General features: G+C 67.8%; 20 protein-coding genes and 1 tRNA gene. 10 read left to right on the top strand and 11 right to left on the bottom strand.

Annotated elements, in window-relative coordinates:
• Positions 1 to 187: 187 nt before the first annotated feature.
• Complete coding sequence (locus OHA40_RS23045) at positions 188 to 1,114, bottom strand: sterol desaturase family protein (RefSeq protein WP_330228958.1); 927 nt, start codon at positions 1,112 to 1,114, stop codon at positions 188 to 190.
• 224 nt (positions 1,115 to 1,338) lie between these two features.
• Between OHA40_RS23045 and OHA40_RS23040 the strand changes: the two genes are divergently transcribed.
• Complete coding sequence (locus OHA40_RS23040; protein ID WP_330228957.1) at positions 1,339 to 2,493, top strand: sensor histidine kinase; 1,155 nt, start codon at positions 1,339 to 1,341, stop codon at positions 2,491 to 2,493.
• A complete protein-coding gene (locus OHA40_RS23035) occupies positions 2,490 to 3,161 on the top strand; it encodes a response regulator transcription factor (protein WP_330228956.1) in 672 nt (223 codons plus the stop codon). The genes OHA40_RS23040 and OHA40_RS23035 overlap by 4 nt, the downstream gene beginning before the upstream one ends.
• Positions 3,162 to 3,359: 198 nt before the next feature.
• Here OHA40_RS23035 and OHA40_RS23030 read toward each other — a convergent pair whose 3' ends face one another.
• On the bottom strand, positions 3,360 to 4,166 hold the full coding sequence (locus tag OHA40_RS23030; protein WP_330228955.1) for a VOC family protein: 807 nt from the start codon (positions 4,164 to 4,166) through the stop codon (positions 3,360 to 3,362).
• Between the two features lie 779 nt (positions 4,167 to 4,945).
• Here OHA40_RS23030 and OHA40_RS23025 point away from each other — a divergent pair.
• Entirely contained in the window at positions 4,946 to 5,854 is a 909-nt protein-coding gene (locus tag OHA40_RS23025; protein WP_330228954.1) for a helix-turn-helix domain-containing protein, read from the top strand.
• Positions 5,855 to 5,884: 30 nt separating this feature from the next.
• A complete protein-coding gene (locus OHA40_RS23020; RefSeq protein WP_330228953.1) occupies positions 5,885 to 6,715 on the top strand; it encodes an SAM-dependent methyltransferase in 831 nt (276 codons plus the stop codon).
• Between the two features lie 191 nt (positions 6,716 to 6,906).
• On the opposite strand, the gene OHA40_RS23015 is transcribed toward OHA40_RS23020, so the two are convergent.
• A tRNA-Met gene (locus tag OHA40_RS23015) sits at positions 6,907 to 6,980 on the bottom strand.
• Between the two features lie 510 nt (positions 6,981 to 7,490).
• Between OHA40_RS23015 and OHA40_RS23010 the strand changes: the two genes are divergently transcribed.
• Entirely contained in the window at positions 7,491 to 8,051 is a 561-nt protein-coding gene (locus tag OHA40_RS23010; RefSeq protein ID WP_330228952.1) for a transglycosylase family protein, read from the top strand.
• A gap of 102 nt (positions 8,052 to 8,153) precedes the next feature.
• On the opposite strand, the gene OHA40_RS23005 is transcribed toward OHA40_RS23010, so the two are convergent.
• On the bottom strand, positions 8,154 to 11,153 hold the full coding sequence (locus tag OHA40_RS23005; protein WP_330228951.1) for a UPF0182 family protein: 3,000 nt from the start codon (positions 11,151 to 11,153) through the stop codon (positions 8,154 to 8,156).
• 212 nt (positions 11,154 to 11,365) lie between these two features.
• Between OHA40_RS23005 and OHA40_RS23000 the strand changes: the two genes are divergently transcribed.
• A complete protein-coding gene (locus OHA40_RS23000; RefSeq protein WP_330228950.1) occupies positions 11,366 to 11,947 on the top strand; it encodes a PPA1309 family protein in 582 nt (193 codons plus the stop codon).
• 231 nt (positions 11,948 to 12,178) lie between these two features.
• On the opposite strand, the gene OHA40_RS22995 is transcribed toward OHA40_RS23000, so the two are convergent.
• Positions 12,179 to 13,204 (bottom strand): YlbL family protein, encoded by a 1,026-nt coding sequence (locus OHA40_RS22995; RefSeq protein ID WP_330228949.1) that lies wholly within the window; start codon positions 13,202 to 13,204, stop codon positions 12,179 to 12,181.
• Positions 13,205 to 13,331: 127 nt separating this feature from the next.
• Here OHA40_RS22995 and OHA40_RS22990 point away from each other — a divergent pair, with 127 nt between their 5' ends.
• The 3 genes from OHA40_RS22990 (at position 13,332) to OHA40_RS22980 (ending at position 17,091) form a co-directional block, all read left to right on the top strand.
• Positions 13,332 to 14,741 (top strand): zinc-dependent metalloprotease, encoded by a 1,410-nt coding sequence (locus OHA40_RS22990; protein WP_330228948.1) that lies wholly within the window; start codon positions 13,332 to 13,334, stop codon positions 14,739 to 14,741.
• 85 nt (positions 14,742 to 14,826) lie between these two features.
• The gene (locus OHA40_RS22985; RefSeq protein ID WP_330228947.1) at positions 14,827 to 15,702 is read left to right on the top strand and encodes a hypothetical protein; all 876 of its coding nucleotides are present in this window, start codon (positions 14,827 to 14,829) and stop codon (positions 15,700 to 15,702) included.
• Between the two features lie 48 nt (positions 15,703 to 15,750).
• Complete coding sequence (locus OHA40_RS22980) at positions 15,751 to 17,091, top strand: ABC1 kinase family protein (protein ID WP_330228946.1); 1,341 nt, start codon at positions 15,751 to 15,753, stop codon at positions 17,089 to 17,091.
• Positions 17,092 to 17,543: 452 nt separating this feature from the next.
• On the opposite strand, the gene OHA40_RS22975 is transcribed toward OHA40_RS22980, so the two are convergent.
• From OHA40_RS22975 to OHA40_RS22960, 4 genes are all read right to left on the bottom strand, one after another.
• Entirely contained in the window at positions 17,544 to 17,867 is a 324-nt protein-coding gene (locus tag OHA40_RS22975; RefSeq protein WP_442943794.1) for a WhiB family transcriptional regulator, read from the bottom strand.
• Positions 17,868 to 18,004: 137 nt separating this feature from the next.
• On the bottom strand, positions 18,005 to 18,343 hold the full coding sequence (locus OHA40_RS22970) for a hypothetical protein (RefSeq protein WP_330228945.1): 339 nt from the start codon (positions 18,341 to 18,343) through the stop codon (positions 18,005 to 18,007).
• Between the two features lie 113 nt (positions 18,344 to 18,456).
• Positions 18,457 to 20,604 carry an ATP-dependent DNA helicase UvrD2 gene (locus OHA40_RS22965; RefSeq protein WP_330234337.1) on the bottom strand — a complete coding sequence of 716 codons (2,148 nt, stop codon included), beginning with the start codon at positions 20,602 to 20,604 and terminating at the stop codon, positions 18,457 to 18,459.
• 187 nt (positions 20,605 to 20,791) lie between these two features.
• Positions 20,792 to 21,124: a MarR family winged helix-turn-helix transcriptional regulator gene (locus OHA40_RS22960; protein ID WP_330228944.1), complete on the bottom strand. Its 333-nt coding sequence runs from the start codon at positions 21,122 to 21,124 to the stop codon at positions 20,792 to 20,794.
• Between the two features lie 145 nt (positions 21,125 to 21,269).
• Here OHA40_RS22960 and OHA40_RS22955 point away from each other — a divergent pair, with 145 nt between their 5' ends.
• Positions 21,270 to 21,500: a mycoredoxin gene (locus OHA40_RS22955; protein ID WP_330234336.1), complete on the top strand. Its 231-nt coding sequence runs from the start codon at positions 21,270 to 21,272 to the stop codon at positions 21,498 to 21,500.
• Between the two features lie 431 nt (positions 21,501 to 21,931).
• Here OHA40_RS22955 and nudC read toward each other — a convergent pair whose 3' ends face one another.
• Positions 21,932 to 22,837 (bottom strand): NAD(+) diphosphatase, encoded by a 906-nt coding sequence (gene nudC, locus OHA40_RS22950; protein ID WP_330228943.1) that lies wholly within the window; start codon positions 22,835 to 22,837, stop codon positions 21,932 to 21,934.
• Positions 22,838 to 22,881: 44 nt separating this feature from the next.
• Positions 22,882 to 23,937: a potassium channel family protein gene (locus OHA40_RS22945; RefSeq protein WP_330228942.1), complete on the bottom strand. Its 1,056-nt coding sequence runs from the start codon at positions 23,935 to 23,937 to the stop codon at positions 22,882 to 22,884.
• Between the last annotated feature and the right edge of the window lie 2 nt (positions 23,938 to 23,939).

Below are 23,939 nucleotides of genomic sequence, written 5' to 3'. Positions count from 1 at the left end.
CAGCTGCCAGGGCATGGATCGCCGTGCTCAGCCGTGCGCGGTCACCGTGCAGCCGCCGGAACCACGTCACTCGCCTGCGCCCCGACGCGGCATAGCCGGACGCACTGCGGCGCCCGGCTGTCCAAACGAATTCCTTATCTGGTGCAACCGTTCGTGATATCAGCCGTGCGCGCTGGGCTTCGGACGATCACGAGGTCAGCTGCGCGGCTCCAGCGCGGATATCGGCTCGATCGGACACCGACTCCTGAAGGCGGCCGGGCGCAGAGGCCGGGTCCTCGGCCCAACCCGGCGGGCCGAAGATGTACCCGAGCCGTCCACGCCAGGTGGTGGCGCCGCGCACGTCACGGACCAGTCCGGCGAGCTCGTGATAGTTGACCTTCAGCGGATTATCGGTGCCGATGTTCTTGGTGAGGCCGTACCGGATGGGTTCGGTTTCGGCTGCGAAGCTACCGAACATGCGGTCCCAGATGATGAGAACACCGCCGTAGTTCTTGTCGATGTAGGGCTGGTTGGAGCCGTGGTGAACGCGGTGATGCGCCGGAGTGTTGAACAGGAACTCGATCGGGCGCGGCAGCGTCTTGATGCGCTGGGTGTGGATCGGGAACTGGTAGAGCAGGCCGATACTCTGCAAGAGGAAGATCATCCATGCCGGGAACCCGAGCAGAGCCGCGGGCACCCACGCCACACCGCGCAGGGTACTGGCGACCGGATGCAGCCAGGGCAGCCGGATCGCGGTGGAGAGGTTGAAGTACTCACTGGAGTGGTGCACGCTGTGCGCGGTCCACAGCAGGCGGACCCGGTGGTCGGCGCGATGCGCCCAGTAGTAGCAGAAGTCCGTCACCACCAAGCCGAGTGCCCACACCCACCACGCTCGCGGCGAGAGATACAGCGGTGTGATCGCCGCGGCGGCGACCACGGCCGAGAATGGCAGCAGATGCTGCAGCAACGGTTTCGCCACCCTGCTCAGGGTGAACGTCGCCACGTTGGAGGCGGTGTCGCGGGCCGAGCCGCTGCTGTCGGATCGGTCGGGATCGCGGCGGAAGGCGATCCACTCCACGAACATCAGCACCGCGAACGCCGGAATGGCCCAGATAAACAATTCCACACGGCCCATGAGTTCTCCTTCAACCGTCTGCCGTCGACTTCGACGCTACGGGCGCTCGCCTGCGCGAACATCGCGCCGACGAGTGATTCCGCGTCCCCCACGCGGGGGACGCGGACGCGCTGGATCGCGGGCACCCTGAACAATCGGCGTACCGGAGCAGCCGGGCTTGCTCGCTAGGATCGCCCGCGAAACCCGACGGGACCAGAGACGGAGGCGGTGGCGAACTGTTGGATGTGAGCAGATCGCTGGCCCGCCAGTCGGCGGTGGTCGCCGTGGTCGCCGCGCTCATCGACGCGGTGGTGCTCGGACTGTCCGGCGTGTTCGCCATGGCCCCATGGCAGACGGCGGCCGCCGTCACAGTGATCGTCGCCGCCGACCTGGCCTTGGCGGCACCGCCTCGAACGGCGGGTGTGGTGGCCGTGGCGCAGGTGCTGGTGCGATTGCTCGCCGTGCTGCTGCTGTATCGGTACGGATTCCCGGTCCGGTTCGCCGACGTGGGATTCCTGGTGGCCGGATATCGCGCGGGGGCCTGGCTCGGCGGTCCGAAGTCCGTGCTGACCATGCTGCTGTTGAGCTGCGGCGTCGCGTCGGCGCATATGTTCACCGACAGCCCGGCGGCGCACGACTGGCGGCTGCTGCTCGCGTCCACCGTCGCGGCGGGCTGCGTACCGTGGCTGGTCGGCCGCTACACCGCCGCACGCGGCGCCTACATCGCCGACCTCGAGCAGAGCGCGCGGCTGCGTCATCAGGAGCACCGGGCCGCGCTGGAGCGCGCCGTGACCGAGGAGCGGGCCGCGATCGCACGGGACCTGCATGACGTGATCTCTCATCACGTCAGCGCGATCGGCATCCATGCGGGCGCGGCGCGGCTGGCGCTGGGCGGCGCGGCGAGCACGGCGGCCGTGCGATCGCTGGCTGCCGTGGAATCCAGCAGCAGGGCGGCGATGACCGACCTGCGCCGCCAGCTCGATCTCTTGCACGGACGCGACGACGACGGGCAGCGCCAGCCGGGACTCGCGGACATCGACGGGCTGATCGAGCACGTACGCGAAGCCGGGCTGGAGGTTGAGGTGACGGTGCGCGGAACTCCCGTCGACCTACCGGATTCGCTGAACCTCACGATGTATCGCATCGTGCAGGAGATGCTGACCAACGCGCTGCGGCACGGCGACGGAACGCGGGCGCGGCTGGAGGTGGAGTACCTCCCGAAGCGGGTGGTGCTGCGAACGACCAACCCCCTTCCGCTCGAACCCGCCGCAGGCACCTCGCTCCCGCGCGGTCTCAACGGCATCCGCCGCCGCGCCGAGCTGTTCGACGGCGAACTGGACTACGGCCGTACTGCCGACCACTGGCACACCAGCGTCTCCATGCCGATCGGAGGATCGTGAACACAGCCATCCGCGTCCTGATCGCCGACGACCACAGCATGTTCCGCTCCGGTCTGCGTGCCGTCGTCGACAGCCAGGACGATCTGGACTGCGTCGCCGAGGTGAGCGACGGCCGCGCCGCGATCGCAGAGACCGCCCGGCTGCGACCGGATGTCGCGATCCTCGATGTCCGGATGCCGAAGCTGGACGGGCTGGCCGCCACCGGTGCGATCGTTGCCGCGGGCGGCACGCACGTCCTGGTGCTCACCACCTACGACAGCGATGCCAATCTGTATCGCGCGTTGCAGGCAGGCGCGAGCGGATTCCTGCTCAAAAGCCTGCCGCCGGAAGAACTGGTCGCCGCCATCCGCATCGCGGCGCGCGGCGACGCGCTGATCGACCCGTCGATGACCCGCCGCCTGGTATCCCGGTTCGCGAGCAGTCTCGCGCCGCCGCGCACACCGCCGGAGGTGGCGCAGCTCACCGCCCGCGAGCTGGAGGTGTTGCTCCTGCTCGCCGACGCGCGCAGCAATGCCGAGATCGCGGCCGTGCTCGGCGTCGGCGAAGAAACGGTGAAGACACACGTCTCGCGCATCCTGGCGAAACTCGACGTCCGCGATCGCATCCACGCGGTCGTCTATGCCCACCAGCACGGTCTGGTCTCCCGCGGATCTCCGCGCGCGGACTGAGCGGGACCAGCCCTGCCAGTCGATCTCGCAGCGCTCCGGACCGCTCGAGCAGCGTCCTACGACCTGGCTGTCCCGCTAGCCTTCGCCACCACGCACCGCCGCCGTCGATACCGACTACGGCAGCGGTGCGTGGTTGTGGTGTTCACCGGCGGGTGGCCCTACTGCGCCACACCGGCTGGCAACCGGCCCCGCGACCGATCAGGCGCCGGTAGGCGGTTCGCCGACCGTGGTCGTGGGATCGATGATGCCGAAAACCTCGCCCTGCGCTCCCTGCACGATGCCCATGCGGCCGAAGGGGCTGTCGTCGGGGCCCGACATGATTGTGGAGCCCAGATCGCGTGCCTTGTCCAGCGCGGTATCGGCGTTGTCCACCTGGAACCAGGCCAGCCAGTAGGACGGATTGTCGCCCGGCATCTTGGTCGAGTCGTTGATGCCGCCGATTCCATCGCCGTCCTGGGTACGGCTGAAGGTCGAGTAGATGAAGTTCTGACCGTCGCCGATTTCGGTATAGTGCCAGCCGAAGACGTTGGCGTAGAACTCCTGCGCGCGCTTGTAGTCGCTGGTGTGCAGCTCATTCCAGCAGTAGGCGCCGTGCTCGTTGTAGATGGCCGCGCCGCTGTGCGCCTTGGACTCCCACACGCCGAAGACCGCACCGGTGGGATCGGCGCCGACGAACATCCGGCCGACGTCGAGGACGTCGAACGGCGCCATCATCAATGCACCGCCCGCGGCGGTGACCTTTTCGGCGACGGTGTCGGCGTTGTCGGCGGCCAGGTAGGTGGTCCACACGGAGGGCATCGGCATGCCCTCCGGCTTGGGTCCGATTCCCGCGGCCGCGCGGCCGTTGCGCATCGCCATGAGGTATCCACCCGCCTCGGGCGGACTGTCCTGGATCTCCCAGCCGAAGAGTTCGCCGTAGAAATCGCGGGCCCGTGCGGGGTCGTCGACCTGGCAGTCGACCCAGCACGGCGTTCCCTGCGGCCAGCTTCCGTCATGAGTGGGCATTGCGGTGCCTCCTGACATCGGTTGCTGAGGTGCGGCCGAGACAGCCGACACAGGGCTTAGTCAACCATCAGGAGTGCGCCGAGGTGGCCCGAATCGACCGACCGCGCCGGCTCGATTACCGAATCGCGATCCCCCACATAAGACCCCCTATACAGAACAGTCCCCGGTAGTCTCCATCGAAACCGTGAGTCTCAGTCGTCGCTGACGACTCCGGTGTTTCGACTGGCTTGCCGGGGGCCTAGCCAGATCTTGGATCAGTGTCGTCACTGCCAACAGACGTCTCCGCCGACAATATGCACTTCTCCGGTGTTCCGGTGTAACTTCCTATTTTCCTCCCGGATTTTTCTCCCGTCAATAGGTCCGCGCGCCCGAATTATGGCCGTGTCCGACTCCCGCTTCCCCAGGCTCGCACCGGAGCCGCGAGGCGCGCCGCGGTAGACCCGGAGTCCGTCGCGACGATGTGCGACCGGCTTGCTCCTCCTATATCTTGTCCGAGTCGGTGCCGAACCGCTCTTGTTCGAGGGCGACGATTTCCACGAACCGACGTCGCGGTCGCAGTGCTGCCCGATATCGGCGCAGGAGACGAATTGACCGCGTTCGCTCGATGACCTGCATAGCCTCCGGCCGCAAATGCACCGCGAAACCGCCGCTCGCCGGTGGCGAATTCCCCCATTGGGCGACCAGGGAGCTCCGCGCGATACACGAAGATCGTTCCTGCGGTGTGCACTGTAATAGGTTGTGGCACAATCGCATAGACATGCCGACCGAGGGGAGTCGCAGTGATCGGAGACCGGAACGCCGCCGAAATGTCAGCTACCGGAGAAGGTCTGGACGAGGATCCGGCACTGCTGCGCCGGGTACTCGGGGCGCGATTGCGACGGCTACGCGAGGCGGCTGGGATCAGGGGTGAAGCCGCGGGCCGAGCGATACGAGCCTCACACTCCAAGATAAGCCGCCTCGAGGCCGGGCGGGTGGGCTTCCGCGCGATGGATATCGATGACCTGCTGACTCTCTATGGCGTGCACGACGCCGATACGCGGGCCGAGTACCGGCAACTGGCGCGGCGAGCCAATGCCGTGGGGCGCTGGCAGGCCGATGCGGATCTGACGCCGCCGCGGCTGGACACTTATCTAGCGCTCGAGGACGCTGCCACGTTGATCCGTTGCTACGCGCCGGGTTTGGTGCCGGACCTGGCGCGGACACCGTCCTACGCCCACACGGTCTTCGCCATCGCCCATCCCGAACCGACAGGCGAGATCCAGCGCCGCATCGAGTTGCTGATGCGGCGACAGCACCTGCTCACCCGCTCCGACCCGCCCTGGGTGTGGTTCGTCATCGAGGCAGCCGCGCTGCGCCGCCCGATCGGCGGACATGAGGTCTGGGATGCGCAACTGGACCACCTCGCCGACCTGGCGGCGCGCCCCAACATCACCGTGCAGGTGCTGCCCGACCACGTCGGCGGCCCCGCCATCAACGAAACCCCCTTCACCCTCCTGCGTTTCGCCGCACCCGAGCTCAGCGACCTCGTCCACCTCCCGCACGCTACCGGCGCCCAGTTCCTCGACAAACGCGGCGACCTCGACCGCCACAACGCGATCTGGGACCGACTGTGCGTGTGCGCCACACCACCGGAACAGACCACCGAGCTCATCGACGCGCTCCGAACCACGCACTCCCCCACCGCATAACCACAACAGCTAGAGGCACTACCGAAACGCATGTCCGACAACTACATCAGCGCGCAGCCGCCGACCGAAATCGACGTCACCATCGCCCACGAAGCCCGCGTCTACGATTACTGGCTCGGCGGCAAGGACAACTATCCCGCCGACCGGGCACTCGGCGATGCCATCGCTGAACACATCCCCACCATCAAGACCATGGCCAGGGCCAACCGGGCCTTCCTCACCCGCGCAGTCCGCTACCTGGTCATCGAGGCCGGGATCACGCAATTCCTCGACATCGGCACGGGCATCCCCACCGCGGGCAACACCCATGAGGTCGCCCAGGGGCTCGATCCCGCCGCTCGCATCGTCTATGTCGACAAAGACCCGATCGTGCTCGCCCACGCGCGCGCGCTCATGACCAGCACACCGCAGGGCCGCACCCGCTTCATCCACGCCGACCTGCACGACCCCCACTCCATCCTCGACCACCCCGCGCTCGCAGACACTCTGGACCTGACAAAACCCGTCGCCATCATGCTCGTCGCGATCATGATGTACTTCCGCGACAGCGACCACCCCCACGACATCATCGGTACGCTCCTCGACGCCCTCCCGTCCGGCAGCCACCTCGTCATCACCCACCCCACCGCCGACTTCGACCCCGACGCCATGGCCGCCGTCACCGCCGCCGCGGAAGCCTCCGGAATCGCGTTCCACCCCCGAAGCGAGACCGAGACCGCCTCCCTGTTCACCGGCACCACCATCGTCGACCCCGGACTAGTCCCGGTCGCCACCTGGCGGCCCGAACTCACCGACCGCCCCACCGCCGTCACCAAGGCCGACAGCGCGTGGTACTGGGCCGGCATCGGGCACAAACCGTGACTATGCGGTCCACCTCGGGCAGCCGCCATACCGGAGGTTGAGCCGACCAACTCAACCCTGAAGCGGCGTCCTGCTGCGCCACCTCGACAGCTGGCGCTGCTGCGCGCGAACCCGGAGCTGCTGCGCCGGTCGAGTACTCCACACATGACTCAGGCCAGGGAGATCGGAATCTCCCTGGCCTGAGTCGCTTGTAGCGGGGACAGGATTTGAACCTGCGACCTCTGGGTTATGAGCCCAGCGAGCTACCGAGCTGCTCCACCCCGCGTCGGTGAACACAACATTACACATGGGTTCGCAAGGACTGCAAATCGCCAGTTCAGAGGGGTTTTTGCACCCCTGCCGCGGACACGGGACCCGCAAATACGGGTAGGAGATGACCGAGCCTCCGAACTCGGTGCGACAACGCCCGGCGCGCCATATCGACACAGCTCGCATGCTTCAAACGTGACACATATCACCATTTCATGGTGATCTCACTCACATAACGATGCGATAACTTGCCGCGTATTCAGCGTGTCAGGACGTTTACGAGCTGCCGAAATGCCGATATTTGAGTTATTCGCTTCATGCAATTCCGGCGTTATCGAGATGTGATCTGCTGAGATTTCTTCGTTACCGTCAGTCCACGGCCCGGAACAACCGTGACGGGCTCGAACTCGAACCGCCGAACACCGGTGACCCTGTCCCGCGGCTCGAGGATCCCCGACGACCTGGGGACAGGGACACGGCAGAGAGCTCCATCGCCGTGCCGGCGGGCGCAGGGAGGGAATCGACCATGACTGAGAACCGGAAGTTCAGCACCCGCGCCCTCGGCTTCGCCGCCATCACCGGCGCTCTTGTTGCCGTTCCGTTCGCATTCTCCACCGCTTCGGCCACCGCCGCGCCGACCCACGACTGGGACGGTGTCGCGCAGTGCGAGAGCGGTGGCAACTGGGGGATCAACACCGGTAACGGCTACTACGGTGGCCTGCAGTTCTCGCAGAGCACCTGGGCCGCCAACGGTGGGCAGGGCTCCGCGCACAACGCGAGCAAGGAAGAGCAGATCCGCGTTGCGGAGAACGTGCTCGCCACGCAGGGTGCCGGTGCCTGGCCGACCTGCGGCAAGTACCTTCGCGCCGGCACCTCCGAGCCGGAGCCCGCCGTCCGGCCCGAGCCCGCCATCCAGCCGGAGTCCATTCCCGCCGTACCCGTCGTCCCCGCCCCGAGCGAGACCCAGACGGTGGTCGACCAGGCCAGGTCCGCCGCGGGCGAGCTGGCGAAGCGGTACGGCATGGAGGGCCAGTTCCAGCAGATTCTGGAACAGAACAGTGCGCTGATCGACTCGTTCGGTCGCTGACGCCTACCTGCGCCGTATCCCACTGGCGCCGGACATAAAAGACGCCGCCATCGCAACGATGGCGGCGTCTTTTTGCTGTCCTACCTCCAGCGGCGTCCTACCTCAGCGCCCCGCGTCCTGATAGGCCTTGACCGCGGCTTCCAATTCGTCGAGCGCCCGGCCGAAGTCCTGGAAGTTTCCGCTGCGCATGGCATTTCGCACATTCTCGATCCTCCGGTTCAATTCGGCCGCAGCGGCGTCCTTGGCGGAGGACGATCCCGTCGCAGGCGGCGGGGCGGCAGCGGGGGCCGGGGTTCCGGCATTGGTCCCGTTGTTGCCCTGCTCGACCGGCGCGGGACCCGTGCCCGGCTTCGGCCTGGTGCCCGAGTCACCGCCGAACGGCGTCGCCAGCGCGCCGGCACCGGGGATCACCTGGTTCAACGCCTCGGCCAATGTGGAGGCATAGCCGACCTTGACACTGCCTGCCTCGTCCCGATAACTCACCAGCACCCGCAGTAGCTGCGGGAAAGTCGCGGTGTTCGGGCCGGTATTGCGTTCGTTGTAGAACGGCTCCACATAGAGGATGCCGCCGTCAGCGACCGGCAAGGTCAGCAGATTGCCATATTTGATCTTGTTCGAATTCGACAGCAGCGTTTTCTCGCGAGAGACTTCCGGCGCCGTCGTCATACGGTTCTGTGTCTGCTGCGGACCCAATGTCTGTGTGTCCGTGGGCAATCGCAGAATCGTGAATTTCCCGTACCCGTCCGGATCCGATCGCACCGATATATAGGCCGACAGGAACTGCCGGTTGTACCCGACCATGGCGCTGGTCAGATTGAACGTGGGCTTGTTCGTTTTGGAGTCACCGAGCAGCACGTAGTACGGCGGCTGGCTCGCCGTCGTCCCACCCTCGGTGGTCGGGTCGGCGGGGACCGACCAGAAGGCGTTGTTGGTGAAGAACTCGCGTGGGTCGTTCACGTGGTACTTGGTCAGCATCTCGCGCTGCACCTTGAACAAGTCCTCCGGGTAGCGGAAGTGCGCCCGCAGTTCCGGAGAGATCTCGCCCTCCGGCTTCACCGCCCCGGGGAATACCCCGCGCCACGCCTTCAGCACCGGGTCCGACGAGTCGACCTCGTACAGCGTGACGGTGCCGTCGTAGGCGTCGACCGTGGCCTTGACCGAGTTGCGGATGTAGCTGACCGACTTGCGCGGCAGCAGCCTGCCGGTCTTCTTGTCGATGCTGTCCTCGAGCGCACCCTCCAGCGACGTGGTCTGCGCGTACGGGTAGTTGTCCAGCGTGGTGTAGGCATCCACGATCCAGACGATGCGACCGCCGACGACCGCGGGGTAGGCGTTGCCGTCGGGGGTCAGCCACGGCGCGACCTTCTGCACCCGCTCACGCGGGCTGCGGTTGTAGATGATCTTGGAGTCGTCGTCGATCGCCGAGGAGAACAGGATGTTGCGCTCGGCGTACTCGGCCGCGAAGGCCAAGCGGTTGAACCAGTTGCCGATCGGCACGCCGCCCTTGCCGGTGTAGGTGTACTGCGCGGTGTCGGAGTCGTATTCGCGCGGGCGCTGACCGTCCATCGCGCCGACGATCGCGTAATCCTGGTTGGACTGTGAGATCAGCTCGCCGAAGTACACGCGCGGCTGGTCCACCTTGATCCGCTGCTTGTCCGACGGCGTGAACAGGTCGCTGACCATGAAGATCGGGTAACCGCTGTCGCTGCTGCCGCCGGTCGCGTTGGGGTCTTCGGACTGCGGCTTGTTCACCCGGTTGGCAGGGGCGGCGACGAAGCCGTTGCCGTGGGTGTACACGGTGTGCCGGTTGATCCAGTCGGTCTGGTTGCCGCTCAGCGCCGCGGGCGAGAGCTCACGGGCGGCGACGATGTAGTCCTGCACATCGCCGTCGAGGTTGTAGCGGTCGATGTCCAGCGACTCGGGGAAGCCGTAGAAGTTCTTCAGCTGGCGCAGCTGGGTGAAGGTCGGCGAGAGGATGTTCGGGTCGAGCAGCCTGGCGTTGCCGATGGTCGCGGCGTCCACCGAAACCTCGAGCGGGCTCTTACTGCTCTCGCCCTTGTAATCCTTGTAGTCGATCCTGTCGTTGGTGATGCCGAACGCCTGCCTGGTCGCGGCGATATTGCGTTCGATGTACTCGCTCTCCTTGTCCGCTGCGTTGGGACGCACGGAGAACTGTTCGACCACCAGCGGCCACACCGCACCGACCAGGATCGAGGACAGCACCAGCAACGCGGCCGCCATCGCGGGCACACGCAGATCGCGCAGCACGATGCCGGCGAAGAATGCGAGCGCGCAGATCACCGCGATGGACAGCAGGATCAGCTTGGCGGGCAGCACCGCGTTGATATCGGTGAACGAGCCGCCGGTGAAGGTGGGTTCCTTGCGGCTGCTGGACAGCAGTTCGTACCGGTCGAACCAGTACGCGATCGCCTTGAGCAGCACGAAAAGCCCGGCGACCACGGCAAGCTGGATGCGCGCCGGGCGGGTGAGCGTGCCCTCCCGCCCGGTCAGCCGCAGGCCGCCGAAGACGTAATGGGAGACCAGGCTGGCGAAGAACGCGATGACCACCGCGACGAACAGCCAGTTCAGCACCATCCGGTAGAAGGGCAGGTCGAAGGCGTAGAAGCCGACGTCGAGGCCGAATTCCGGGTCCTTCTCGCCGAACGAGCCGCCGTTGAGGAACAGCTGCACGGTGACCCAATTCGACTGCGCCACCAGGCCGGACAGCAGGCCGAGCAGCACCGGGATGCCGATGCCGAACAGCCGCAGCCTGCTCATCACGGTGGTGCGGTAGCGCGCGATCGGGTCGTTCGGTCCGGCCACCGGCACGAACACCGGCCGGGTCCGGTAGGCCAGCAGCAACGCCAGCCAGACCACCAAGCCGACGAACGCCGCCACGACGATGAACAGCAGGATGCGAGTGCGCAGCACGGTGAGATACACATCGCGGAAGCCGACCTCGCCGAACCACAGCCAGTTCGTGTAGGTATCCGTCAGCCGTGGCCCGAGCAGCAGCAGTGCCGCTAAGACGATGGCCGCCACCAGCAGCACACGGCTGCGTCGGGATAGCGAAGGTAAGCCGGTGGGGGGCCGCATGCCCACGATGCCACTCTCCAAGGTCCGGCGACGCTCGCACCGATACGCCCGGCCGATGCGCCGCAGTCCGATGTTTCGGGCGGTCCTTGGCGGACCGTCTCGGCCCCACTCTACGGAAATCGGACACCGTGCAGCTGGCAGGGTTCCGGTTGCCGCGCCGACGGATGATGGTCCGGGTTGGGCGGTCGTCCTGGACGGCCGTTTGATTGGATGTCTCCGTGACGCCAGACCTGCACGCCGAACTCGTCCTAGCCCGTTCCGTCCGGGAGGTGGCGGAATTCGTGGATGCCGAGGGGTGGGGTCGTCCGCCGCAGATGTTCGCGCTGGTGCCGACGGCGGACCTGGTCGCGGCGCAGCCGGAGCTGGAGGATCAGCTCGACGCGGGCGACGAGCTGACGCCGGTCGCCCAGGAGGCGTTCCCGGACGACGTGACCGGCGGATCGATCGCCCTGGACGAGTTCCTGGCCACCACCAGTTGGCCACCCGCCGTCCAGGGGTGCGTGCTGGTTCAGGAGATCGTGGTGCTCCCGCCGGACGCGGAGTCCACGCTGGACGACGCGCTCGCCCCGCTGCTGGCCGACCACGACGCCGCGGATGCCGCCGCGCGCGCCGCCGCCGAGGCACACCCGGAGCGCCGGGGGGCGCGGCTGTTCGCCGCGGTACTACGCGATGGCGCGTCGCTGTGCCTGCTGCAGCTGCGCCCCGAAGACGACGCCGACGACTTCGGCGACCTCGATCTGCGCACCTACCCGAACCTGGCGCCGAACCTGGTCGAGGCGCTGCACCACACCTTGGACTAGGCGCTCGTCCGCCTCTCCGAGTCTTTAGGCCGTACCAGTTAGTGACGCGGGATTTGCGTTCAGGTCCTGCGTTGGGTGCCGCCTCAGTTCTGGGCGTTCCCGGTGAGTTACCCATGTGCTCACGGAATCAGTTTTGCGCCTCGATTCTGGGGTTGTGAGCTTGGCGGCGGCGCGCCCACGCCTCGCGGCAGTGGCCAAATACTACGCGGGTTGAGCGCCCATCCAGGCAGCTCACCCGCAGGTGATCGGCTCCTTGCCTGCCGTGATTTCGTTGAGCGACTGCACCGCGCCGGTGAGGTTCTCGACCTTCACCAGCCGGAGGCCGTCCGGGCTGCGCTGCCTGGCCTCGTTGCAGTTGGCCGCGGGGACCAGGAAGGTCTCCGCGCCCGCCTCGCGTGCGGCCATCATCTTGTACTGGATGCCGCCGATCGGCCCGACCTTGCCGTCCTGATCGATGGTCCCGGTGCCCGCCACGAACTTGCCGCCGTCCAGTTCGCCGGGGCTGAGCTTGTCGATCAGAGCCAGGCTGAACATCAGGCCCGCCGACGGGCCGCCGATGTCGGCGAGGTTGAACGCGACCTGCATGGGCGGGCGAGCACCCTCGCCGGGGGTGATGCCGAGGTAGCCCTTGCCCGCGTCGTCGGGGCGGGCGCCGAGCGTGATCGTCGCGGTCTGCTCGGCGCTGTCGCGCCGGTACACCACGGTGAGCGGGCTGCCGGGCGCCTGTGTGGACACCGCGGAGACCACGTCCTTCGGCGCGGTCGTCGGTGTGCCGTTGATGCTGATCAGCTCGTCGCCGGCACGCAGAACATCACCGGCCGGGCCGTCGTCGGCGACCTTGCGTAGCAGCACGACCGTCGGCAGGTTCAGATAGTTCAGCGCGGCGACCTCGGCGTTGCCCTCGGAGTCCTTGAAGTCCTGTTGGTTGGACTTGTCGATCTCCTCGCGCGACACGCCGGGCGGGTAGACCTCCGAGCGCGGCACCAGACCGTGCTTGCCGCTGGCCCAGAAGCCGAACGCCTCGAAGATGCTCAGCCCGTCGCGGACCGACACCGTGGTCATATTGAGGTGACCGGTGGTCGGATCGACCTCCGTGCCGCGGACGTCGACGACCTCCTTGCCGTCCACCTTGCCGAGCGTGTTGAAGGTGGGGCCGGGACCGAGTGCGACGAACGGCACGGTCAGCACACTGCCGACGACACCGAGCACGACCACCGGGATCAGGGCGGCCACCAGAGTGAGGATCCGACGATTCACCCGGACCACAGTAATGACAGCCTGCGCCGCGAGGCGGTAGAGGCGGTCATTTCGCCCGCGCGCGCCGCGGTCGGTTTCGCGCGCCGCGAACATCGAGGCACGGTGCTACGCGCGTAACGTTAGGAACATGAGTGACCTCCCCTTCGGATTCTCGAACCGCGACGACGACGAGCGCAAGCGCGGCGACGACCCGAGCGGTGCCGGTCCGAACGATCCGTTCGGGATCGGTGGGTCCGGCGCGGGCGGATTCGACCCGGCGCAGCTCGGGCAGATGCTGACCTCGCTCGGCCAGATGCTCAGCGGCATGGGACAACAGCCGGGCGGAGCGCAGGCCGGGCCGGTCAACTACGACGTCGCCAAGCGGCTGGCCCGTCAGCAGATCGGCGCGACCGTCGCCCCGGTGACCGCGGGCGCGGCGAGCGCGGTGGCCGACGCCGCGCACCTGGCCGAACTGTGGCTGGACGGCGCGACCGCCCTGCCCGCCGGGGCCACCAAGACGGTGGCGTGGACCGCCAACGACTGGATCGAGCAGACCCTGCCCACCTGGCAGCGGCTGTGCGACCCGGTGGCCCAGCAGATCTCCGGGATGTGGACTTCGTCGCTGCCCGAGGAGGCCATGCAGTTCGCCGCGCCGATGGTCGGCATGCTCGCCCAGATGGGCGGCCTGGCTTTCGGCTCGCAACTCGGCCAGGCGCTCGGCCAGCTCGCCAAGGAGGTGCTGACCTCCACCGATATCGGCCTCCCCCTTGGCCCCACCGGCACCGCCGCCCTGCTGCCCGCCGCCATCGCGGAGTTCAGCACGGGCCTGGAACAGCCGGAAAGCGAGATCCTGGTGTTCCTCGCCGCGCGCGAAGCCGCCCACCAGCGGCTGTTCGGGCACGTGCCGTGGCTGCGCCAGCAGGTGCTCGGCGCGGTCGAGGATTACGCCCGGGGTATCCGGATGGACTTCTCCGCACTGGAGCAGGCCGCGCAGGGCATCGACCCGATGTCGCTGACCGATCCCGCGAAGCTCGAGGAAATCCTGTCGCAGGGCACGTTCGAGCCGCAGACCACGCCGGAACAGAAGCAGGCGCTGGAACGGCTGGAGACGCTGCTCGCGCTGATCGAGGGCTGGGTGCAGGTGGTGGTCACCGACGCCGTCTGCGACCGGTTGCCCGGCGCGGGCGCGCTGGCCGAGACGCTGCGCAGGCGGCGCGCCACCGGCGGGCCAGCCGAGCAGACCTTCGCGACACTGGTCGGCCTGGAGTTGCGTCCGCGCAAGCTGCGCGAGGCGGCGGCGTTGTGGCGCAGGCTCACCACCGACGCGGGCATGACGGCGCGCGACCGGGTCTGGTCGCACCCCGATCTCCTCCCGGACTCCGCTGACCTGGACTCCCCCGCCGGTTTCATCGACTCGGTGATCGGCGGCGGAACAACCGCCTTCGACGATCCGCTGGCGCAATTGGCCGAGACCGAGGCGCGCGAGCAGGCCGAACGCGAGAGCAAGGACGGCGGTTCCGGCCCGGACCTCGGCAAGGAGGGCGGCGCGCCCGCCTGATCCACCCTGTGGATGACGCGAAACCCTGTGGATAACCGCGGGTTTCGAAACGAGTCACGCATTGCGTGTTTCGCATACTGCTGACATGACAACGATGTGTCGCGGTCCGCGGTTGCGTCCGAGGGTGACCGTCTTGGTTCGCCCGACCGGCGTGGTCCAGCTCGGATGTGATCCCGAGACCGCCGTGGTGCTGGGTCCGGAAGGCATGGACTTCAAGGCCGTCCTGACCTTCCTCCGCCTACTGGACGGCCTGCGCACCAAACCGCAGATCATCTGGCGAGCCGGGGAATGCGGCATCGATCCGGATCGTGCCGTGGCACTGCTCACCCTGATCGATGAGGCCGGGCTGCTCGACCATCCCGAGGACCGGGCCGGCCGGGTCCTGGCGGTGCGGGTGCACGGGCTGGGCCCGCTCTCCGACGCGGTCTCGACCGGGCTGTGTGCGCTGGGTGTGCGGCCGAGCCGTTCCCGGGACTACCCGTCCGGTCCGGCGACGGTACGCACCTGGAGATCGGACCTCGTGGTACTGGCCGACGCGCTGATGCCCGACCCGCGGTTGGTGAGCGACCTGGTGCTGTACCGGATTCCGCATCTGCAACTGCGCATCCGGGACAACAAGGGCGTCATCGGGCCGCTGGTGCTGCCCGGCGCCACCAGCTGCCTGCGCTGCGCAGACCTGATCCGCGCGCAGAACGACGCCGAATGGCCGCATCTGGCCGCCCAGCTGCTCGGCCGGGTCGGCCATGCCTCCCCTGCCGGAATCGCCGCGACAACCGCGGTCGCCCTCGGCGAACTGGAGGCGATCCTGGATTGTTCGCCGCGTCGCACCCCGGCCACGTTGAACGCGACAGTGGAGTTGGATCTGGATTCGCACGTCCTGGATCGGCGGGTGTGGCACCGTCACCCCGCATGCGCGTGTGCGCGAGTGCCCGCGCACCTCGGCGCGGGAGCGAGGGGGTGATCAAGATTGCCATGGCAGATTCGCTGGCCCGTCCGCCATGATGGGTACGTGTCAGAGATCGCGCGCAGTCGCTCGTCCCGCAACGCCAAGTTGGCCAAGATCCCGCTCGGCATCGCCGGCCGGGCCGCCGTGGGATTCGGCAAGAAGCTCGCCGGAGGCGACAAGACCGAGATCAACGCCCAACTCAACCAGAGGGCCGCCGAGCAGCTGTTCACCGTGCTGGGTGAACTCAAGGGTGGCGCCATGAAGTTCGGACAGGCGCTCAGCGTGATGGAGGCGGCCGTTCCCGAGGAGTTCGGCGAGCACTACCGCGAGGCACTGACCAAGCTGCAGGCCGCCGCGCCGCCGATGCCGGCAGCGACCACGCACCGCGTGCTCGACCAGCAGCTCGGCACTCAGTGGCGCACCCGCTTCCGTGAGTTCGACGACATACCGGCCGCGTCGGCCAGCATCGGGCAGGTGCACCGGGCGGTGTGGTCGGATGGGCGCCCGGTCGCGGTGAAGGTGCAATATCCCGGCGCGGACGAGGCGCTGCGCGCGGACCTCAAAACCCTGTCCCGCATGACCGGCCTGCTCGCGTCGGTGGTTCCCGGTGCGGACGTGAAGCCGATTCTCGCCGAGATCATCGAACGCACCGAAGAGGAGCTGGACTACCGCAACGAGGCGGCCAATCAGCGCGCCTTCGCCAAAGGCTTCGACGGACACGGCGAAATCGTAGTGCCGAGGGTGGTGGCGAGCGCGCCGAAGGTGATCGTCACCGAATGGCTGGACGGCACCGCCGTTTCCGCGATCATCAGGCAGGGCGCCGAGGACCCGGCGGGCACCCTCGCGCTGCGCAATCGCGTCGCGGGTCTGATGGGCCGATTCCACTTCTCCTCCCCGGAGGCCGTCGGACTGCTGCACGCCGATCCGCATCCGGGCAATTTCATGATGCTGCCCGACGGCAGGCTCGCCGTCATCGATTTCGGCGCCTGTGCGCCGATGTCCGACGGCTTCCCGCCCTTCCTGGGCCGGATGCTGGCCCTCGCGGTCGAGGAACGCTTCGCCGAACTCACCGAGCTGCTGTACGACCATGGCTGGGTGATTCCCGGCCGGGCCGTCTCCCATCAGGAAATCGCCGACTATCTGCGGCCGTTCACCGACCCCATCCAGGCCGACTCGTTCCACTTCACCCGCAGGTGGATGCAGCGGGTGGCGGGCAAGGCTTCCGAGTTCTCCAGCCCGGAGATGAAAACCGCTCGGGCGCTGCAACTTCCGGCGGAATACGTGATGATCTTCCGGGTGCTCGGCGGTTCCGTCGGCATCCTGGCCCAGTTGGATGCCGAGCTGCCGTTCATGGAGCTGGTCCGCACCTGGATGCCCGGCTTCCGCGAGGAGCGCTGTGTTTGATTTGCAGCGCCTACTGTGTTTGATTTGCAGCGCCTGCGGCGCTGCGTGTTCACGGCCCCGGGAAGTCTCGCGCCCGAGCGACCGAGACTCGCGCCTTCGGCGCATGCACTTCGGTCACTCGGACGCGAGACGGGCCGCGAACGGCGCTCGTAAGACTCGCACCTGACGGGGCTGGGAGAGCGATGGACGAGCGGGTTTGTAGCAGTGCCATCAAGCTTGCGCTTCGACGGGAACGTATCAGCCACAACGCAGGCCAGCCGCCCACCGGACAACGGTGAGCGGCTGGCTTGCTTTCTCGTTCGTTGGCTCGGCCCGTGCCGGGACCGACCGAATCGAGCACATCGACCGGAGGGAGGGAGGGAGGGAAGTCACTCCCCGACTCATGCTGTGCCCCTTGTCGGCATTCGCGGGCCCTACGTGGTTACGCGAACTGCCGCCTCCGGGCCTGACGCTCATGCCGGGACCGCGACCTTGCGCGGACGACCACGTGGACGCTTGCGGGCGATCACGACACCCTGGTCGAAGATCTCACCACCCCAAACACCCCATGGCTCACGCCGATCGATGGCCGCGTTCAGGCAGCCCTTACGGATCGGGCAGGTCGCGCACAGTGCCTTGGCCTGCTCCAACTGGACCGGGCTCTCGGCGAACCAGAGGTCCGGGTTGCCGGCACGGCAAGGCAGGGCCTTGGCGGGCTCCTGGGGACGAGTAGTCGACGCCACGGTTCGGCATGTCACGTCAGTAGCGGCTTGTGGCCAACCCTGTGCGGTGAACACGTCGTTCTCCTTCAGCTCGTTTGCAGCGGTTCGTTTCGTTGTCGCGAAACCGGTGCCGGGTGGCTGAAGGGCCGGAGAAGATTGGCCACGGTTTCGCTGTCGTGCGATCCGTGGCCAGGAGGGCGGGGAGGAGTTCCCTACCTAGGTCGACATCTGCGTCGAATCCTGTTCACGGTCGCTGGGTGTGCGGTGCGGAGGCGTGCTGCCCGCGGATCCGCCGACTCGAAGCCGAACTCGTCCGCGAAGCCGCCGACTGCTGCCTCGGCAGCCGTCGGGTGCCAGCCCGCGCTGGGCTTGCCCTGGACTTCGGTGCGAATGAATACGGGCATGGCAGCAGAATTCACTTTCGTGCCGGACATGCCGCAGGCACCGATTCCGGACAGACCGATCCCCTGCAAGGCGAGGATCCCCCGGGAGGCCGCCATGGGCGCATAGACCGCAACGCCATTGGCGTCGAAGTTCATGATGTTGTCCATTGCTCTGCCTCCCTCCTGTACTCGGAGTGTGTCGGTAACTGTGCGCGCCGAGATGACCTCCCGGTGCGTGAAATCCACCATAGGCAAGATCGTCGACGACGACAACCTATTTTCTACCTGCGGTTTTGTGATATGGATCGGAGACGGGACGCGACGATCGCGAGTACGTCAGCGCCGAACTGGTCGATCTTCTTGGCGCCGATGCCCGCGATCGCGGCCAGCGCGGCGTCGTCGGCGGGCAGTTGTTCGGCGATCGCGGTGAGCGTGGTGTCGGTGAACACGACGAATTCCCGCACACGCAACGCTTCCGCCTTCTCCGCACGCCATTCCCGCAGTGCGACAAGCAATTCGGCGTCCAGCTCGGCCGGGCAGCGGCGGCAGCGGCCTAGCATGGTGGCGTACGTGCCGATCAGCGGTTTGGCGCAGACCCGGCAGGTCGGCCGGACTCCGTTGGACGCGCTGGCCGGTGCCGCGATACGCGAGGCGGGCGAGTCGTCGGGGACGAGGCCGTTGAGGAACCGGGAGCGCCGCCGAGTGCGCCTACCTCCCTCGTTCCTCGCCAGCGCCCAGGACAGCCGCAATTGCTTCCGCGCCCTGGTGACCCCGACATAGAGCAGCCGCCGCTCCTCCTCCAGCGCGGCCTCGTCGGCGACCGAGCCGTTGTCGGCGAGAACGTGCTGGATGGGCAGGGTGCCATCGGAAAGGCCGACGAGGAATACCGCGTCCCACTCCAGGCCCTTGGCCGCGTGCAAAGAGGCCAGCGTCACGCCCTGCACCGTCGGTGGATGCCTGGCCTCGGCGCGGGTCGCGAGCTCGCGCAGCAGCCCGGTCAGGTCGAGTCGATCGTCGTGGCCGACCAGCTCCTCGGTCAGGCGCACCAGGGCGACCAGCGAGGACCAGCGTTCCCGCGCCTGAGCGCCTGCGGGCTCGGTGGCGGTGAGGCCGATCGGGGCGAGCGCCGCGCGGACCAGCGCGACCAGGGCGCTGCCCTTGCGCGCCTGGTCGGGCAGGTCCTCGCGGGACTCGGCTCGACGCAGCGCCTGCACGGCCTGCTTGACCTCGGTGCGCGCGAAGAAACCCTCGCCGCCGCGCACCTGGTAGGGGATGTCGCGCTCGGTGAGTGCCTGCTCGTAACTCTCCGAGTGGGCGTTGATGCGATAGAGCACCGCGATCTCCGCGGCGGGCGTGCCCGCCTCGATGAGCCGGGCGATCGCCCCGGCCACCGCCGCCGCCTCGGCCGGAGCGTCGTCGTATTCGGCGAACGCGGGCTCGGGTCCGTCGGGCCGCTGCCCGACCAGTTGCAGTCTGGTGCCCGCGATGCGACCGCGCGCCGCGCCGATCACCCGGTTGGCCAGCGACACCACCTGCGGAGTCGAGCGATAGTCGCGTTCCAGCCGCACCACCCGCGCGTCGGGGTACCGGCGGGAGAAATCGAGCAGATAGTTCGGCGTGGCACCGGTGAACGAATAGATCGTCTGGTTGGCGTCGCCGACCACGGTGAGGTCGTCGCGGTCGCCGAGCCAGGCGTCGAGCACCCGCTGCTGTAGCGGCGTGACGTCCTGGTATTCGTCCACGACGAAACTGCGGTAGCGGCCGCGGAATTCGTCGGCCACCGCCGGATAGTCCTCCAGCGCGGCCGCTGTGTGCAGCAATAGGTCGTCGAAGTCCAGCAGCAGCCCGTCCGGCGTGGCCTTGAGTTTCTCGTAGCCCGCGTACACGTCGGCGACGCGCATGGCATCGTAGGGCGTCTCGCGCCTGCGTTCAGCGACCGCTGCCGCGTAGTCCTCGGGTGCGATGAGCGACGCCTTCGCCCATTCGATTTCGGTGAGCAGGTCGCGAACGCTGTCGGTGGCCGTGGACAGTCCCGTCCGGTTCGCCGCCTGCGTGACGATCGGGAACTTGGCGTCGATCAACCGCCACGGCACGTCACCGACGATCTGTGGCCAGAAGTACTTCAGCTGCCGCAGCGCCGCCGCGTGGAACGTGCGCGCCTGCACCTGGGTGGCCTCGCCGCCGAGTCCGAGCGCGCGCAACCGGGTGCGCAACTCCCCCGCCGCCCGCGCGGTGAAGGTCACCGCGAGCACCTGGTCGGCCTTGACGTGCCCCTGCGCGACCAGATGCGCGATGCGGTAGGTAATGGTCCTGGTCTTGCCGGTGCCCGCGCCCGCGAGAACGCACACCGGACCGCGCGGCGCGCGCACTGCCACTGCCTGCTCGGGATCGAGGTCGGGGAGGTGGAGTGCGGGCACGCGGTCCATCATGACAGCGCCCACCGACACAGCCCGCATGGTCATCCGGTCCGACCCGATTGGATCGTCTCATCCGCCAGCTGTCGCCGTGGCACGCTCCTGCTGCGCGCTGCGTGATATTCATGCGCGGTTCGCGGGCATCTCGCGCCCGGGGCCGAATCGCAGGGCAGTGATCGCGGCCGGACCCGCCGCCGGGTGATCAGTGGTTTCGATCGCGCAGCAGCCGCAGGGATCGCGCGAACGCAGCGCCCTGCCTGCCGAGCGGCGCGAAGAACTCCTCGTCGCAGGCCTCGACCGCCACGATGGCGCGGTTCGCCAGTGCCGCACCGGCTTCGGTGACAGCGAGGGCTTTGGCCCGGCGATCGCTCGGGTGGTCGCGGCGCTCGATCAGGCCTTTTTGCGCGAGGACGCGCAGCACCTGGGAAGTCATCATCGGGTCGGTGGCGGCGTGCTCGGCCAGGTCACGCTGCCGGACCGGATCGTCGCGGCCGGCGGCAAGGTAGACCAACGAGGCGAGCAACACGAACTGCACGTGGGTCAGGTCGAACGAGGCCAGCGCCGCCCGCTGCGCGCATATTGAATACGGAGCAACCGACCGCGGAGAATGTTCGAGTTGGAACAGTGCGAGGTGCTTCAGTGTTGCATCATCCGTGACTGACGCGAACCCCACTCTGACGATGTACTCGACCACCTGGTGCGGCTACTGCCGCAGGCTGAAGACGCAGCTGGACGAGGCCGGTATCAGCTACGTCGAGATCGATATCGAACAAGATCCGGCGTCGGCCGCGTTCGTCGGCAGCGTCAACGGGGGCAACCACGTCGTGCCCACCGTGAAGTTCGCCGATGGCTCCACCGCGACCAACCCGTCGCTGGCGACCGTCGAGCAGACCCTCGCCGGTCTGTCCTGATCACCTGCTCCGCGCGGGCCGTGCCGGTCCGCGCGTGAGCGAGCACACAGCCGAGCACTCGCTCGTGCCGAAGCTGAGCGCCAGCGGGGCGGAGGCATGAGCGAGCGTCAGCGAGCGAACAACGGACACAGCCGAGCACTCGCTCGTGCCGGAGCTGAGCGCCAGCGAGGCGGAGGCATGAGCGAGCGTCAGCGAGCGAACAACGGACACAGCCGAGCACTCGCTCGTGCCGGAGCTGAGCGCCAGCGAGGCGGAGGCATGAGCGAGCGTCAGCGAGCGAACAACGGACACAGCCGAGCACTCGCTCGTGCCGGAGCTGAGCGCCAGCGAGGCGGAGGCATGAGCGAGCGCCAGCGAGCGAACCGAGGACACAGCGCGCGATCGCACACGATGGCGCCGAGCGCCGGCCAGGCGGAGTGGGGAGCGTGCGCTCAGTCGATCGCCGCCCAGGATTCGACGATGGTTCGCGCGATGGAGATCGAACCGGGCAGCAACAGCCGCGACTCCTCGCTCCGCGTCGACCAGTCGCCCATCGCCAGCGCTTCGCGCACCTGGGCGCGGGTGAACCAGTCGGCCTCGGCGATCTCGCCGTCGGAGAAGGCCAGCGGCTGGTCGGGATCGGCGACCGCGGCGAAGCCGAGCATCAGTGAGCGCGGGAACGGCCACGGCTGGCTGCCCAGGTAGCTGATCTCGCGCACGTCGAGGCCGACCTCCTCGCGCATCTCCCGTTCGACGCAGCGCTCCAGCGACTCACCCGCCTCGACGAACCCCGCCAGCAGCGAGAACAGCGACTTCGGCCAGCTGTGCTGGCGCGCGAGCAGCGCCCGATCGCCGCCGTCGTGGATCAGGCAGATCACCGCGGGATCGATGCGCGGGAATTCCTCGTAGCCGCTCTCGGTGACGCGCGACCACCCGGCCTTGGACGCGGTGGTCACCGTGCCGTCCGCGCCGTTGAACCCGGCCTTGTCGTGCCAGTTCAGCAGTGCGATCGCGGCGGAGAGCAAACCGGCGGTGCGGTCGTCGACGCTGCCGCCCGCCAACGCGCGCAGGTCGGTGAGCGAACCCTCCAGCTCGGGATCGCGGACCGCCCACAGGTGGATGCCGTCCTCGATGCCCAGGAACACAGCGGCCGGGCTCGGCTCCGCGGACAGCTCGAGCGCGGCGGCCAAAACCAGCACGCCATCCTCGAAGCGCACCTGCCCGCGCCGGTTGATCCGCAAGAGTTTCGCCTTGCCCCAGGCCTCCTTCAGGGCCTGGGCGTCGCCCCGGATCTCCTCCGCGCGATCGATGACGGAACGGGACAGCAGAGGAACACCATTGAGCTGAAACGCAGGCACGGTTCGAGACTATCGCGCCGAGTTACCGCCCGGCTCGCCGCCGGTCACTTGCTCGTCCGGCGGATGTACAGCAGTTTGTCGCCCGCTTCGATCGCGTCCACCTCGGGCTCGCCGACACGGACCAATACTCCGGCGCGCACCACGCCGAGCACGATATCGCTGAGATGCCGTGGCGAGCCGCCGATCTCGGACGACTCCACCTCGCGTTCGGCAACCGCGAACCCTTCCTGGGGCGTCAGCAGGTCCTCCATCATCTCCACGACGGTCGGCGTGGTGGTGGCGATGCCGAGCAAGCGGCCCGCGGTCTCCGAGGACACCACCACCGAGTCCGCCCCCGACTGCCGCACCAGGTGGGTGTTCTCCGCCTCGCGGACCGCGACCACGATCTTGGCGCCCTTGTTCAGCTCGCGGGCGGTCAGGGTGACCAGCACGGCGGTGTCGTCACGGTTGGTGGCGACCACGACCGACGCGGCGTTCTGCACGCTCGCCAGCCGCAGCACGTCGGACTGGGTGGCCGAGCCGTGCACCGTGACCAGCCCGGCGTTCGCGGCGGCTTCCAGGGCGGCGACGTCGGTGTCGACCACGACGATGTCGGCGGGCTTCACCCCGTCGCCGAGCATGGCGTCGATCGCGCTCCGCCCCTTCGTGCCGTATCCGACGATCACGGTGTGATTGCGCACGCTGTGCCTCCATCGCTGAATCTTGAAAGCCTGCCGGGACCGTTCCGTCAGCACGCCGAGCGTGGTTCCGACGAGGACGATGAGGAACAGGATGCGCAGCGGGGTGATGATGACGATGTTCGCCAGCCGCGCCCCGGGGCTCACCGGGTGGATGTCGCCGTATCCGGTGGTCGACAGCGACACCGTCGCGTAATAGAGCGCGTCCAGGAACGACAATTCGTTGCCCGAGTTGTCGTGGTAGCCATCGCGACCGACGTACACCACCAATGCGGCGAGGACCAGCAAAGATGCCGCGAACGTTACCCGCCTGGTCAGCGAAATCCACGGGCTGATCTGCACTTCCGGGATCCGCAACATCCCGACCAGGGCGAAGTGCGGACGACTGGCCGGCCCGAAGCCACGGGCTCGATCACCGAACACCG

Origin of the sequence: Nocardia sp. NBC_00508 (assembly GCF_036346875.1) — a bacterium.
Taxonomy (GTDB): Bacteria; Actinomycetota; Actinomycetes; order Mycobacteriales; family Mycobacteriaceae; genus Nocardia.
This window is presented reverse-complemented; position numbering and strand designations above follow the sequence as displayed.